Genomic DNA, 13,320 nt, shown 5'->3' on the forward strand with positions numbered 1-13,320 from the left:
TTCTGCCTCTTCGGTCCGCTTCTCCCGCCGTCTCTTCCCGGCCGCCCTTCGCTCCACTAGCCTCGCCTTCCGCCCCTGTTTCACGTTTCGCCTTACCGCCCCTGGTCGCTTTCGCCTCCACGCTGCTTGTCTGCCGCCCTGCCCCGCTGCACGTCTTGCCGTCTCCCTGCCCCGCTGCACGTCTCGAGGAACCCGTCCCGGCCATGAGGCTTCGCACCCAGCTGACGCTGACCGTCACCGCCCTCGTCGCGCTCGTGGTCGCGCTCGCCGGGCTGCTCATAGTCGTGCGCATCGACCACCGCGACCGCGCCGACCTCGACCGCGTCCTCGCCGCCCGCGCCCAGCAGGTGAGCGCCGCCGCGCAGAAAAACGGCACCCTGCCCACCGACGGCACGTACGCGATCCGCCTCATCCAGGGCGGCGAGATGCTCAAACAGGTCGGCTCCTCGGCCGGCTTCCCGCTGCCCGCCAAAGAGGGCTACTCCACAGTCAGCTCGGGCGACGACGAGTGGCGTTCCCTCGCCGAAACCCTGCCGACCGGCGCTCAACTGCAAATTCTGGTGAGCCTGGACGACCTTTCCGAGCAGCACACCGATAACGTGCTGGTCGTGGATCTGCTGGTGCTGCTCGCCGCCGTCTTGAGCGCGGCCGGAGTCTGGTTCGCGACCGGACTCGTCCTGCGCCCCTTCCAGAGGTTGCTGGCCGCCGCGCGAGACCTCGACCCGGCCGACCCGGCCCAGCAGCTGCCCGAGGTGAAGAGCCCGCGCGAAGTCGCCGAGCTGACCAACACCTTGAACGACCTCCTGGACAGGGCGCGTTCCCAATCTCCCGCCTCCCCCGCCACCTCCTCCGTTCGTTCCGAGCGCGCGCAGACAGAGCAGTCGGCGGTGGCCGCCCCCACCGTGGAGATGCGCGCTGTCGGCCCCAAGCACGCCCGGAAGCCCGACTCGTCCACCTCGCCGTCGACCACCGAACCCGAGTCACTCAGCGCTTCCGACCCTTCGACCGCGTCCACGTCGTCGCCCGGCACTTCCGACTCGTCGAATGGCGTGTCCGAGTCCCAGGCCGGCGCTTCTGGCCCTGCCGGGTCGCCGGCTGGCGTTGCTGAGGCGTCCGGGTCTCCGGCTGGCGGCGCTGGCGCGTCCGGATCTCGGGCTGGCGCTTCCGGCCCGTCCGGGTCCCAGACTGGCGCTTCTGGCCCGTCCGAGTCCCAGGCTGATGCTTCTGGCCCGTCCGGATCCCAGACTGACGCTTCTGGCCCGTCCGCGTCTCAGGCTGGCGCTTCTGAGCCGTCCGGGTCGCCGGCGGACGGTGCCGACGCGTCCGGGTACCAGGCTGGAGTTTCCGACCAGTCGGAGTTCCTGGCCGGAGCTCGGGAGGCCGTCCCGTCTTCCGAGTTCGGCGGGATCCCCGGTCAGTCGGCCGGCACGCCCGCCATCGAGGCCCCAGCCCCGACCGGGGTCCCCGGCGTGCCGAACGGCGTTCCGGCCGCCCCCAACGGCGTTCCGGCCCCCGTCGCCATCTCCCCGGCCGTGGCCGAGCTGCGCCCAAGCCTCATGGAGCTGGGCGCCCAACTCGATCAACTGATGGACAACCCCGAGATGCCGGCCACCCAGCGCCATCTCATCCTGGCCGTCATGGCGGACGACCACCGCCGCATGACCGCCCTGCTCGACGGTGACGCGTGACCAGTCGCGCAATGGGCTGACCAAACATCAAAGTCCTTCCATAAGACCTCAGAAACCCCTCATCCTGTACGAGCGAGGGGGCCGAATCCCGACGTATGCGAGGACGCTACCGCCCGAACAAGGCGTTCTCCGTGCCTGTGGATAACTAGCCGAGCCTGTGGATAACCGCGCCCTGAAACTTGCCCGCCGGCGTAGGTTCGCCCCGTCCTGCCCTGGGTGGCTGGGGGTGGTGGTGGGTTTACAGGGGAGAAAAGGCATGAATCGGCGTAGTTGGGCTTGAGGTTCGATGTGAGGAGCTGGCGGGCGTGAAGCATCCGTATCGGATCCGCGAGATCGCCGCCCAGGCCGGGCTCAGCCAAGCCACCGTCGACCGGGTGCTGCACGGGCGGGGCGGGGTTCGGGAGAGCACGGTTCGTGAGGTGCATCAGGCCATCGCGGCGCTCGACCGGCAGCAGTCGGGGAGTGTGCTGCCGGGCCGGGTGTTTGCGGTCGATCTGGTGGTGCACGACCGCGGGCGGGTGGAGGTTGCGCTTCGGGCCGAGTTGGGTGGGTTGCGTCCGGCGGTGATCCGGCCCCGTTTCCACTCCGCGGCCGAACCCCTTGCGGCGCTGGCCAAAGTCGCTCGGTCGCGGTCGCAGGGAGTGGTTCTTCAGGCGGCCGAGACACCCGAACTGGTCGAAGCGGTCGGACGGCTAGAGATCCCCGTTGTGACTCTGGGCTCTGACCTGCCTGGCAGCAAGCGGGTCGCGCACGTCGGTCTCGATGAGCGCGAGGCCGGGGCGACCGCGGCCTACCTGGTCGAGCAATGGCTGGCCGATCGCGCCGGCGTCGTACTGGTCGTAGCCGACGAAACAACGGTCGGCAGTGACGTGACCGGCGGGCGCTTCGCGGGCGGCAGGGAGGCCGCGGGTGTGGGAAGCAACGCTGAAGCCCGCGGTGGAGGCATTCCGGCCCAGCGGGGCAGTTCGGCCATGGATGGGCCGGCGGCGGCTGCGGTGGGGGAGCGGGTGGCGGGCTTTCGGGCTGAATTGCGGTTGCGCGCGCCCAACCGGCGGCTGCTGGTGACTGGAGCAGCAACGGTTCGGCGGGTGCTTGTGGCCAATCCTTCGGTGCGCGCGGTCTACTGCCCGGGCGGCGGGGACGCGGCGGATGTGGTCGCGGCGTTTGCGGCCGTACGGCGGAACTATGACGTTCTTGTCGCTCACGAACTTGACGGCGGCAACGCGGAGCTTCTGCGGTCCGGGCGGCTTTCCGCCGTGTTGCATCACGACCTGCGGGCTGATCTGAGGCTGGCCTGCCTGGCGATCCTGCAGGCCCGGGGAGCGCTGCCGGGAACGGCGCGTTCCTCCACGGCCGGCGTGCAGGTGGTTACGCCGTTGAACATCCCGGCGGCCTGAGCACCTGTGAGTAAAGAGGCCGGCCGGTGAGCGAGAGCGCCGGGCGGGGGCGCCCAAAAAAGTCCGGGAAAGATTCGGTGGGCTGTCCGGATCGGGGGACGGCCGTTCGTCATGCAGGTGACAGGCTGATCTGGTCGATGAAGGAGACCGCGATGAAGTACATGATGTTCGTCTGCACCGACACCGAGCCCGAGACCGACGAGACCAAGGTGCCGGACATCGAAGTCTGGGTGGCTGAGAACGACGCCGCGGGACGGCGGGTTTCCGGGAGCGTGCTGGCTCCGCCGAGCGCGGCCACCACCGTACGGGTGCGGGGTGGTCAGACGATGCTGACCGATGGGCCGTTCACCGAGACCAAGGAAGTCATCGTCGGTTTCGACATTCTCGAGTGTGCCGACCTCGACGAGGCCATCGCCGTCGCGGCCGCGCATCCGATGGCTCACGGCGGGCGGATCGAGCTGCGGCCGTACGCGGAACTCTGAGATGGACGCCGTCGTGCGGGCCCACCAGGAGAACTGGGGGCGGATCGTCGCCACCCTGATCGGGGTGACGGGGAACTGGACGCTGGCCGAGGACTGCGCGCAGGACGCGCTGGCCGCGGCGCTGGAAAGGTGGCCGCGCGACGGGGTTCCGGAGAATCCGGGCGGCTGGCTGATGACGGTCGCCCGGAACCGGGCCTTCGACCACCAGAGGCGCGCCGCCGTCGAGCAGCGCAAACTGCGGGAGATGCCAGTGGACGAGCCGGCGCCGAAGGACGATCTCCTGCGGCTGATCTTCACGTGCTGTCATCCGGCGCTCGCGCTGGAGGCCCGGGTGGCGCTCACCCTGCGTACGGTGGCGGGGGTGCCGACGGCCGACATCGCGCGGGCCTTTCTGGTCTCCGAGGGCACGATGACCAGGCGCCTCACCCGGGCCAAGTCCAAGATCGCGCAGGCCCGAATCCCGTACCGGGTGCCGGAGGGTGACGCTCTGGGTGAGCGGCTGCCGGGCGTGCTGGCGGTGCTCTATCTGCTGTTCAACCGGGGGTACGACGGCGAGCCGCTGATCGCGGACGAGGCGATCCGGCTGGCCCGGCTGCTGGTGCGGCTGATGCCGGCCGAATCGGAGGTGTCCTCGCTGCTGGCGCTCTTCCTGCTGCAGCACTCGCGGCGGGACGCCCGGCGAGACGCGCAGGGTGAGCTGGTCACGCTCGACCGCCAGGACCGCACGAAGTGGGACCGCGCCGCCATCGCCGAGGCCCTCGAGATTCTGCTGCGGACACCCATCGAAGGCCCGTACGCCCTGCAGGCGCGGATCGCCGCCTGTCACGCGGCCGACGACACGGACTGGCGGTCGATCGCGCTCTGGTACGACGAGCTGGCCCGGGTGCAGCCGACCGCGGTGGTCAAACTGAACCGGGCTGTGGCGCACGGGTACGCGTACGGGCCGGAAGCGGGGTTGACCTTGACCGCCGAGATCCGGGACGAGCTGGGCAACTATCCGATGGCGATCGCCGTCGAGGCCGACCTGACGGCGCGGGCCGGCGACCGGCAGAACGCGGAGGCGCTGTTCCGGGAGGCGGCCCGCAACACGCCGGAGGGACCGGAACGCCGCGCCCTGCTGTCACGCGCCGACGAGCTCCAGGACCGTCCCGCCCGCCCCGGCCCGCAGCAGCCCCAGAGCCGCGGCGACAACCTTGGAGGGCGGAATGAGGGGCGCCGCCCGGGCCCGCTGCTCGGGTGACATGGCGGCCAGTTCGGCGTGCGCGCGGTCGAGCCCGATCCAGTTCGGCACCAGGCAGGTCACGCGGGTGCCGCCGATCCGGGCCGGGTCGCCCATCGCGGTGGTGAAGCGGATCAGGCCGGCCTTCGCGGCGCCGTACTCGGGGGAGCCGTACGGGGCCTCCTCCGACCCGGCCGACGATGCGATGTTGATGATCGCGCCACCGCCCAGCCCGGCCATCGGGGCCAGGGCCAGCTGGGTCAGGTGCATGGGGGCGCGCAGGTTGAGGTCGAGCGTGCGGCCCCACGCTTCGGGTTCGGCCTCGGGGAACTGGGCGCCGGGGGTCCAGCCGCCGGCGTTGTTGATCAGCACGTGCGGGCCACCGGCCGCCACCGCGCAGGCGATCAGGTTCTCGGCGTCCGCGGGTGAGGTGACGTCGCAGCGTACGGCCGTGCCGCCGCAGAGCCGGGCGGTCTCCTCGGCCGCCGCCAGATTCAGGTCGGCGGCTATCACGTGAGCGCCGTCCTCGGCGAGACCGGTCGCGAGGAAACGGCCGAGCCCGGAGCCGGCGCCGGTCACCACAGCAATATGCATCGGGCAGAACCTACGCTGCCGCCAGCCGGTTGGAGGCGTCGAGGGCCCGTGTCGACCACCGGACGGCGTCCATGTATTGCGGCGCCAGGTCGAAGGTGCCCAGCTCGCCCCGCTCGTACGAGTCGACCGCCCGCAGCACCTGCCCGAGCCGCCCGCTGCCGTTGGTGAGCGCGCCCGCCACGGCCGGGGCCAGCGGGAACTGCTCGGTCATGGAGGCCGGCGGAATGCCCAGCACGGTCGCCACCCCCGTGATCACGCCGGCCATGAACGCCGCGTCGGGGGCGGCCCCGAACCACTGCGCCACGTTCTCGCAGAGCCGGGCCCGGGTGAGCACGCCGATCATGTGTTCCTCGGTGGCCCCGCCGACGTCGTCCAGCACCATCAGCATCGCCCACTGCCGGATGTGCTTGAGGCCGACCATCACCACGGCCTGGCGTACGGACGAAACGCGGTTGGCGTGCCCGGCGGCGACCGAGTTGCTCGCCCGCAGCACCCGCAGCGACAGGGCCGGATCGCTCGCGATGATCGAGACGATGCGCGGCATGTCGGTCTCCGGGGCGCTGAGCGCGGTGACCAGTTCGAGGCGGCGCAGACGCGAGGGGGAGAGGCTGGCCACGGTCAGCACCTGGGGGCGGCTCAGGGCGTACCCCTGACGCAGTTCCATGCCGTAGCGGTCGGCTATCGCGACCTGTTCCGCGGTTTCCAGCCGTTCGGCCACGAGCTGGATGTTGGGGAACTGCCGCACGGCCGCGACCACCTCGTCCAGGTGGCTCAGGTCGCCGTCGAGAAGATCGAGTTTCACGTACGAGGCCAGGCCGAACAGCTGCTCGTGCCCGGCGCCCCAGACGAAGTCGTCGAGGGCGATCCGGTAGCCGGCCTCGGCGAGACGGGTGATCCCGGCGACCACCTCGTCGTCCATCTCGACCGTCTCCAGCACCTCCAGCACCACCTGCGTCGGCGCGAACGGCAGCGCCAGCTCGCCCGAGAGGAATTCGCGGGTCAGGTTGATGAAGCAGAGCCGGTCGCCGGCCACCTCGTGGATGCCGAACTCGGTGAAGGCGTTGATCATGACGGTGCTGGTGGCGTACGTGTCCTGACGTCCCGCCGCGACCGCCTCCATGCTGCCCCGGAAGAGCAGTTCGTAGGCGACGACCTCACCGTGCACATCGAAGATGGGCTGACGACCCACATGCACCAGCTTGGTGCCGTCCGCGGACTCCGATGATCTCACGGGCTGCCTATCGGCCGGACCGGTGGCGAGTTGATGCTTTGCCCGGGGTTGATCCGCCGGTGAGCCACCACGGGCTGGAATAGGCCAGGCCGAAGTCGTTGCACGCGTGCCCCACCGGGCCGGGCGACGGGTTGTCGCGCGTCGGGTCCGAGACCCGCAGGACGACCCAGTCGCCGTCCCGCACGTCCAGCGGCACGGTGAACTTGAGAACGTTGCCCGCCTCCAGGTGCCGCACCTCGACGGCCTCGGGGGCATCCCGGCCGGGCCGCAGCACCTGTAGACAAAGCGGCCGGCCGGCGAACTCGGGGCCGCCGTCGAGATCGACGCGGAAGGTCACCTCCCCCTGGGCGATCGGCAGGCGGCCCCCCATCCGTACGCGGTCGGCCGTGGCGTCCAGGCGCAGGCCGCTCACCCGGCTCGCAAAGAACCGGCGTGCCCGCATCGCGGCCAGCACCCCGGCCCGCGAGTTCTCGGTGACCCAGAGGCCCGTACGCCCCTTGCCCTCGTCGTGCCCCCAGTCGAACCCGTGCTCGTCGGCCACCCCGGTCAGGCCCGTACGCCACCCCGCGTTGAGGCAGGCCACCAGCGGTGAGCTGAAGATCGGCCAGCCCTCGAAGAGGTAGTCGTCCTCGTTGTTGAACATCTCGAGCGCGACCATCTGCCGGGCGGCCCGGGCGTCGTACGCGAACTCGTCGAACCGTTCCCGCTGACGCCCCGGATGGTTGAAACTGGCGATGCCCTCGGTGCCGATCAGCCAGTCGTACACGGTCGTCATGTCCTCGACGCCGCCCGCACCGAGGAAGGTGTCGGTGCCCCACACGTTGACGTGGCCGAGGTGGTTGTGCGACCACTCGAACCCGCGCAGGGACGTGTAGACGCCGGTCCGGTGGGCCAGGTCGGTGAGCTCGCCGATCTGCTTCCACTTGGCCGTGGTGATCCCGGTGAAACCCGAGTCGGTGGCGTGGTCGGTGAGCGCGGCGACGTCCAGCCCGGCCGCCCGCATCGACGCGTAGGCCAGCTCGGGTTCCCCCATCCCGTCCGACAGCAGGGTGTGATTGTGCAGGTCGGCGTGCACGAGCGTGGTGCCGCGGCTGATCCGGGACACGCGCGAGGCGCCCCGGGCGGCGGACGCCCGCGCGGTTCCCGGCGCGGCGGCCAGCATGAGCAGACCGCCGGCGCCGGCCAGCAGGGACCGCCGCGAGACGTGGTCATGAGAATGGTGGTCGCCTGAGGTCACCCGAGGAGCATGTCAAGGCCTCCGGCGGCGATCAGGCGAATCGCGCAACCGCCGCCGCAGTATTGCCCATATGAGGTCGCCCGATCAGTTGGTCAGCCGGGAACGGTGGTCTGCCACAGGCTGCCGTCCGCGACCTTGAGCACCGTCGTGCCGCGGGTGGCGGTCGGCTCAGTGCTGCTGAAGGCTTCCGGTGGCGCGCCGGCCGTCCAGCGGCCCCGGGCGACGGTCCACGCGGCGGGCTGCTGGTCGGCCGCTGTCCCGGTGAGGAGCCAGCCTCCGCCGGGCCGGGCGGTGACAGCGGTCGCGAACGTTCCGGCCTGGTTCGACTCGCTCAGCGTGAAAGTGGCGCCGTCCGGGGAGAACCAGGCCGCCGCCCCGGTGGTCCGGGTGCCCGCGATCGCGAACCCGTCCGGCCCGGCGGCGATCGGTCCCACGTCAATGGCCTCGTCACCCCCGTACGTCTCGAAGGGCGCCGCGTTCTCGGCCATCCGCCCGTCCGCCCGCAGCCGCCAGGTGCTGACCCGGGGATTGCCGTGGGCGCCGCCCGGTGTGGCCCCGACCATCGCCACCCGGCCGTCCACGCAGGCCACGCTGCGGATCAGCTGACGCGGCCCGTAGTAGCTAGTCGCCAGCGGGGCGAAGACGACCGGGGTCCAGGGGGTGCCGGTCCAGGCGGCCGGGCGGGTCGTGCCGTCCGTGGCCCGCACCCCGCCCACGACCCACCACCGGCCGCCGCAGTCGGCGAGGTCGCTCAGCACGACCGGCCCGTCGGCGGGCAGGTCGATCCGGGACCAGGCCGGCTCTTGCTCCGGTTTGCTGCAAGCGGCGAGCAACAGCACGACCGCGATGAAAGAAAACGAGCGTCGCACGTAAGCACCGAGCAATCTAACGAAAACTTCGGACCGAGCCTTGTGGACTACGTCACAGCAATCTTATGGTCACTCCACCCCCGGCCCGGCGCCCGTCCCGCCGCCGGGGCAAGCTCCCCTCGAGAAAGAGTCTCGTCGATGCAGATAAAGCTGAGACGGCCGGCCGCCGTGGCCGTCGCCGCCCTGAGCGCCCTCGCGTTCCTCCCCGCCGTCGCCGCCCAGGCCGCCACCCCGTCCACGGTCACCCGGGCCGGGCTCGACCCGTCCCTGGTGGCCGACCGCGGCGCCTCCGTGTCTTTCCTCGAGCAGGAGGCCGAGCGCGCCCGCACCGACGGCGCGGTGATCGGCCCCGACCGCACGGCCTACACGCTGCCCGCCGAGGCCTCCGGGCGCTCCGCCGTACGCCTCACCCCGGGCCAGTACGTCGAGTTCACGCTGCCCAAGGCGGCCAACGCGATCACCGTGCGCTACAGCATCCCGGACGCCCCGAACGGCGGCGGCCTGACCGCGCCGCTCGCCGTCAAGGCCGGCAACACGTCCCGCGCGATGACGCTGACCTCGCAGTACTCGTGGCTCTACAACCAGTACCCGTTCAGCAACGACCCCAATGCCGGTCTGCTGCACCCGGACTGGTGGATCACCGAGTGCGCCTGTGTTCCGGCCGCGACCACGCCCGCGCCGGAGATCAGCAAGCCGTTCCGGCCGGCCCACTTCTACGACGAACAGCGCCTGCTGCTGGGCCGCACGTTCGCGGCCGGGCAGAAGGTGCGCCTGACCGCGTCGGCGGCCGTGCCGTGGACGGTCATCGACCTGCTCGACTCCGAACTGGTCGGACTCCCGTACGTCAATGTGGTCGCGGCCAACGTGCTCGCGTTCGGCGCCGACCCGACCGGCAAGCGCGACTCCGCCCCGGCCTTCGACAAGGCTGTCGCGTTCGCCCGCAAGACCAAGCTCAAGGTGTACGTGCCCCCGGGCGTCTTCCAGGTCAACCGGCACATCGTGGTCGACGACGTGACGATCGAGGGCGCCGGCAACTGGTACACGATCATCAAGGGCCGCGAGGTCGCGCTGGGCACCCCGGCGCCCGACGGCTCGGTCCACACCGGCGTCGGCTTCTACGGCAAGGACGCCAAGGACGGCGGCAGCCGCAACGTGCACCTGTCCGGATTCGCGATCCAGGGTGACGTACGGGAAAGAATCGACACGGATCAGGTCAACGCGGTCGGCGGAGCGATGAGCGACTCGACCGTCAAGGGCCTGTATCTGCAGCACACCAAGGTGGGGCTGTGGTTCGACGGCCCGATGAGCAACACCCGGGTCGAGAACAACATCATCGTCGACCAGATCGCCGACGGCCTCAACTTCCACACCGGCGTCACGAAGTCGGTCGCCCGCAACAACTTCATCCGCAACAGCGGCGATGACGCGCTGGCCATGTGGGCCGAGAAGACCACGAACGACGGCAACACGTTCGACCGCAACACCGTGCAGACGCCAGTGCTGGCCAACGGCATCGCGATCTACGGCGGCAAGGACATCACGGTCTCGAACAACCTGATCGCCGACCCGATCCGCGAGGGCAGCGCCATCCATGCCGGGTCCCGCTTCGGCGCCGAGTCGTTCGCGGGCACCTTGAAGATCACGAACAACACCACCGTACGGGCGGGCACGCTCGAACTGAACTGGAACATCGGCCTGGGCGCGATCTGGTTCTACGCGCTCGACAAGAGCATCGGCGCCACCGTCGAGGTCACCGGCGACCACTACCTCGACAGCACGTACAACGCGATCATGCTGGTCTCCGACTGGGCGGTGAAGGACCTCTACTCGATCACCGACGTCCACTTCAAGGACATCAGAATCGACGGCGCCGGTACGAGTGTGCTCAGCGCCCGGGTCGCCGGCGGCGCGTCGTTCGAGAACGTCGACGCCCGCAACGTGGGTGCGGTCGGCGTCAACAACTGCGGCAGCTTCGGCTTCACCCCGGCCGGATCCGAGTTCACCGTCACCGACCGTGGCGGCAACGGCGGCGGCTGGCTCGCCCCGTGGATGCTCCCCAACACGATCACCTGTAACGACCGGCCGCCGGTCGTCGCCCCGCCCGCACCCTCTCCCTGGTAGTCCCGGCTACGGCCGTCCCGCTCGCACGATTCGGGCGGGACGGCCCGCTCTTGGTAGCCTGGCCGCGCAGAGTCGTCGGTCGTAAGGAAGTGCGTTGAGTCAAACACTGCTGGTCACCGGGGGCGCCGGATTCGTCGGCTCCGCCCTGATCAAGACGCTGCTCACGGACTACCCGGCGGCCGCGATCGTGTCGCTCGACAACTACTTCACCGGCGTCGGAGAAAACCACGTCAACGACCCCCGGGTCACCTACCTCGACGGCTCGACCGCCGACCTGGCCAAGATCTGGGCCGGCCGCGGGCTGCCCAGCCCCGAGATCGTCTTCCACCTGGGCGAATACTCGCGGATCGTCACCTCGTTCGACGACCACGACCTGACCTGGGACTTCAACCTCCTCGGCACCAAAGAGGTGGTCAAGTTCGCGTCGGCCAACGGCTCCAAGCTGATCTACGCGGGCTCGAGCTCGAAGTTCGGCAACGACGGCCAGGACGAAAATCTGAACCCGTACGCGTGGACCAAGGCCAAGAACATCGAGTACATCAAGAACTACTCGAACTGGTACGGCCTGGACTACGCGATCACGTACTTCTACAACGTCTACGGCCCCGGCCAGATCACCAGCGGCAAGTACGCGACGGTGATCGGCATCTTCGAGGACAAGTACCTCAAGGGCGAGCCGCTGCCGGTCGTCTCCCCGGGCACCCAGACTCGCGACTTCACGCACATCGACGACATCGTGCGCGGCATCGTGCTGGTGGCGCAGAAGGGCCACGGCGACGGCTACCTGCTCGGCGCCGGCCACGAGTGGCCCATCCTCGAGGTCGCCAAGATGTTCGGCGTGCCGTACGAGCTGATCCCCGTCCTGCGCGGCGAACGCACCCGCGGCCAGGCCGACATCACCAAGGCGGCCGAGCTGGGCTGGGCCCCGGAACGCCGCCTCGACGAATACGTTGGCTCTTTCGTGGCGGCCCACCCCCGCTGACGTTTAACCGCCCGCCACCGGGGGATTCGCGCGCGATGGATCATCGGCGAACCCCCGTGCTGGACGCGATCGAACAGTTCCGCGACCACGACGAATACACGTTCGCGCTGCCGGGCCACCGGTTCGGGCAAGGCCTCGACGACCGTACGGCCGCGGTGTTGTCCCGCAGCGCCTTCGAAGCTGATGTGATCATGGCGAAGTCGGCGGTGTCCGAGGCCGAGGAACTGATGGCCGACGCGTCCGGCGCCCGGCAAGCCGTGTTCACGACCTGCGGCTCCAGCATCTCCATGCACACGGCGATGCTGACCGTCACCGGGCCGGGCACGCGGGTGCTGATCGACCGCAACGTGCACAAGTCCGTGGTGGCGTCGCTCATCCTGTCCGGCGCCGACCCGGTCTGGCTGCGCCCGCGCTGGGACCACGAGAACGAGATCGCCCACCCGGCGAGCGCGGCCGACGTCGAGGAGGCGCTGCGCCGCGAACCGGACATCGGCGCCGTCCTGATGATCACGCCGACCGAATACGGGACCGGGGCCGACGTACGGGGAATCGCCCGTCTCTGTCATCGGCACGGCATCCCTTTGCTGGTGGACGAGGCGTGGGGCGCGCATTTCCCGTTCCATCCCGACCTGCCCACCGCGGCCATCCACGCCGGCGCCGACCTGGCCATCCAGAGCCTGCACAAGGCCGACGGCGGGCTGTGCCAGGCGTCGATGATCCTGCTCGGCAGCGACCGGATCAACCCCGTCGACCTGCGGCTGCGCCTCGACCTGATCACCACGACGAGCCCGTCCGCGCTGCTCTACGGCTCGATCGACGGCTTCCGGCGCCGGATGGTCTCGGAGGGCCGCCAGCAGCTCGACACGGCGCTGAGCCAGGCCAACCACCTGCGCACCCGCCTCAGCAAGATTCCGGCGCTCGGCGTGATGGACGAGTCGATCATCGGCCACGACAGCGTCGCCGAGTGGGATCCGCTCAAGCTCTCGGTCGACGTCTCGGGCCTGGGCATCAGCGGCTACCAGGCCAAGGAATGGATGCAGGAGCAGGCCCGGCTGACCGTCCAGCTGGGCGACGCCCGCCGGGTGATCTGCTCGCTCACGTACTCCGACACCGACGTCGCGCTGGACCGCCTCGCCGACGCCTTCGAACGCCTCGCCGCCTCCCCGCCCAAGCCCGACCGCCCCGCCCCCGCCGTGCCGTCGCTGCACGAACTCGACCTCGACCAGGCGATGAACCCGCGCGAGGCCTACTTCGCCCGCACCGAACAGGTCAGCGACCCCGTCGGCTGCATCTCGGCCGAAATGATCAGCCCCTACCCGCCGGGCGTGCCCGCCATCCTGCCGGGCGAACGCTTCAACCAGGCAGTCGTCGACTACTTGCGCGCGGGTAAGGCAGCAGGCATGACAATTCCCGACGCCTCCGACCCCGACCTGAAAACCTTCCGGGTCGTCCAGAGCTCCTAGCCCTGCTGGTCTCAGCCCCCTGCCGGTGAGTGCCTGC

General features: G+C 70.1%; 11 protein-coding genes. 7 read left to right on the forward strand and 4 right to left on the reverse strand.

The window, feature by feature from the left end; translation table 11 throughout:
• The first annotated feature begins 203 nt into the window (after window positions 1–203).
• The 4 genes from ACZ3I4_RS01785 (at window position 204) to ACZ3I4_RS01800 (ending at window position 4,807) form a co-directional block, all read left to right on the forward strand.
• Entirely contained in the window at window positions 204–1,688 is a 1,485-nt protein-coding gene (locus tag ACZ3I4_RS01785; RefSeq protein ID WP_465379935.1) for a hypothetical protein, read from the forward strand.
• Between the two features lie 305 nt (window positions 1,689–1,993).
• Window positions 1,994–3,085, forward strand: coding sequence for a LacI family DNA-binding transcriptional regulator (locus tag ACZ3I4_RS01790; protein WP_465379936.1), 1,092 nt, complete (start codon window positions 1,994–1,996; stop codon window positions 3,083–3,085).
• 152 nt (window positions 3,086–3,237) lie between these two features.
• Window positions 3,238–3,567 carry a YciI family protein gene (locus ACZ3I4_RS01795; RefSeq protein WP_465379937.1) on the forward strand — a complete coding sequence of 110 codons (330 nt, stop codon included), beginning with the start codon at window positions 3,238–3,240 and terminating at the stop codon, window positions 3,565–3,567.
• A gap of 1 nt (window position 3,568) precedes the next feature.
• Window positions 3,569–4,807, forward strand: a complete 1,239-nt coding sequence (locus ACZ3I4_RS01800; protein ID WP_465379938.1) for an RNA polymerase sigma factor — start codon at window positions 3,569–3,571, stop codon at window positions 4,805–4,807.
• On the opposite strand, the gene ACZ3I4_RS01805 is transcribed toward ACZ3I4_RS01800, so the two are convergent.
• From ACZ3I4_RS01805 to ACZ3I4_RS01820, 4 genes are all read right to left on the reverse strand, one after another.
• On the reverse strand, window positions 4,688–5,380 hold the full coding sequence (locus ACZ3I4_RS01805) for an SDR family NAD(P)-dependent oxidoreductase (protein WP_465379939.1): 693 nt from the start codon (window positions 5,378–5,380) through the stop codon (window positions 4,688–4,690). The genes ACZ3I4_RS01800 and ACZ3I4_RS01805 overlap by 120 nt on opposite strands.
• 10 nt (window positions 5,381–5,390) lie before the next feature.
• A complete protein-coding gene (locus ACZ3I4_RS01810; RefSeq protein ID WP_465379940.1) occupies window positions 5,391–6,611 on the reverse strand; it encodes an EAL and HDOD domain-containing protein in 1,221 nt (406 codons plus the stop codon).
• A gap of 7 nt (window positions 6,612–6,618) precedes the next feature.
• Window positions 6,619–7,848 (reverse strand): CehA/McbA family metallohydrolase, encoded by a 1,230-nt coding sequence (locus tag ACZ3I4_RS01815; protein ID WP_465379941.1) that lies wholly within the window; start codon window positions 7,846–7,848, stop codon window positions 6,619–6,621.
• Window positions 7,849–7,940: 92 nt separating this feature from the next.
• A complete protein-coding gene (locus tag ACZ3I4_RS01820) occupies window positions 7,941–8,717 on the reverse strand; it encodes a hypothetical protein (protein WP_465379942.1) in 777 nt (258 codons plus the stop codon).
• A gap of 138 nt (window positions 8,718–8,855) precedes the next feature.
• On the opposite strand from ACZ3I4_RS01820, the gene ACZ3I4_RS01825 reads away from it, so the two are divergent.
• The 3 genes from ACZ3I4_RS01825 to ACZ3I4_RS01835 all read left to right on the forward strand — a co-directional run bounded on the left by ACZ3I4_RS01825 (window position 8,856) and on the right by ACZ3I4_RS01835 (window position 13,283).
• The gene (locus ACZ3I4_RS01825) at window positions 8,856–10,838 is read left to right on the forward strand and encodes a glycosyl hydrolase family 28-related protein (RefSeq protein WP_465379943.1); all 1,983 of its coding nucleotides are present in this window, start codon (window positions 8,856–8,858) and stop codon (window positions 10,836–10,838) included.
• Between the two features lie 94 nt (window positions 10,839–10,932).
• Complete coding sequence (locus ACZ3I4_RS01830) at window positions 10,933–11,820, forward strand: NAD-dependent epimerase/dehydratase family protein (RefSeq protein ID WP_465379944.1); 888 nt, start codon at window positions 10,933–10,935, stop codon at window positions 11,818–11,820.
• A gap of 35 nt (window positions 11,821–11,855) precedes the next feature.
• Window positions 11,856–13,283 carry an aminotransferase class I/II-fold pyridoxal phosphate-dependent enzyme gene (locus tag ACZ3I4_RS01835; RefSeq protein WP_465379945.1) on the forward strand — a complete coding sequence of 476 codons (1,428 nt, stop codon included), beginning with the start codon at window positions 11,856–11,858 and terminating at the stop codon, window positions 13,281–13,283.
• Window positions 13,284–13,320 lie beyond the last annotated feature (37 nt).

The sequence above is a fragment of the Actinoplanes sp. NPDC021490 genome (genome assembly GCF_055562135.1).

Coding starts and splice junctions, on each gene's coding strand:
- ACZ3I4_RS01785 (WP_465379935.1), top strand. CDS start 204: ATGAGGCTTCGCACCCAGCTGACGCTGACCGTCACCGCCCTCGTCGCG.
- ACZ3I4_RS01795 (WP_465379937.1), top strand. CDS start 3,238: ATGAAGTACATGATGTTCGTCTGCACCGACACCGAGCCCGAGACCGAC.
- ACZ3I4_RS01800 (WP_465379938.1), top strand. CDS start 3,569: ATGGACGCCGTCGTGCGGGCCCACCAGGAGAACTGGGGGCGGATCGTC.
- ACZ3I4_RS01805 (WP_465379939.1), bottom strand. CDS start 5,380: ATGCATATTGCTGTGGTGACCGGCGCCGGCTCCGGGCTCGGCCGTTTC.
- ACZ3I4_RS01825 (WP_465379943.1), top strand. CDS start 8,856: ATGCAGATAAAGCTGAGACGGCCGGCCGCCGTGGCCGTCGCCGCCCTG.
- ACZ3I4_RS01835 (WP_465379945.1), top strand. CDS start 11,856: ATGGATCATCGGCGAACCCCCGTGCTGGACGCGATCGAACAGTTCCGC.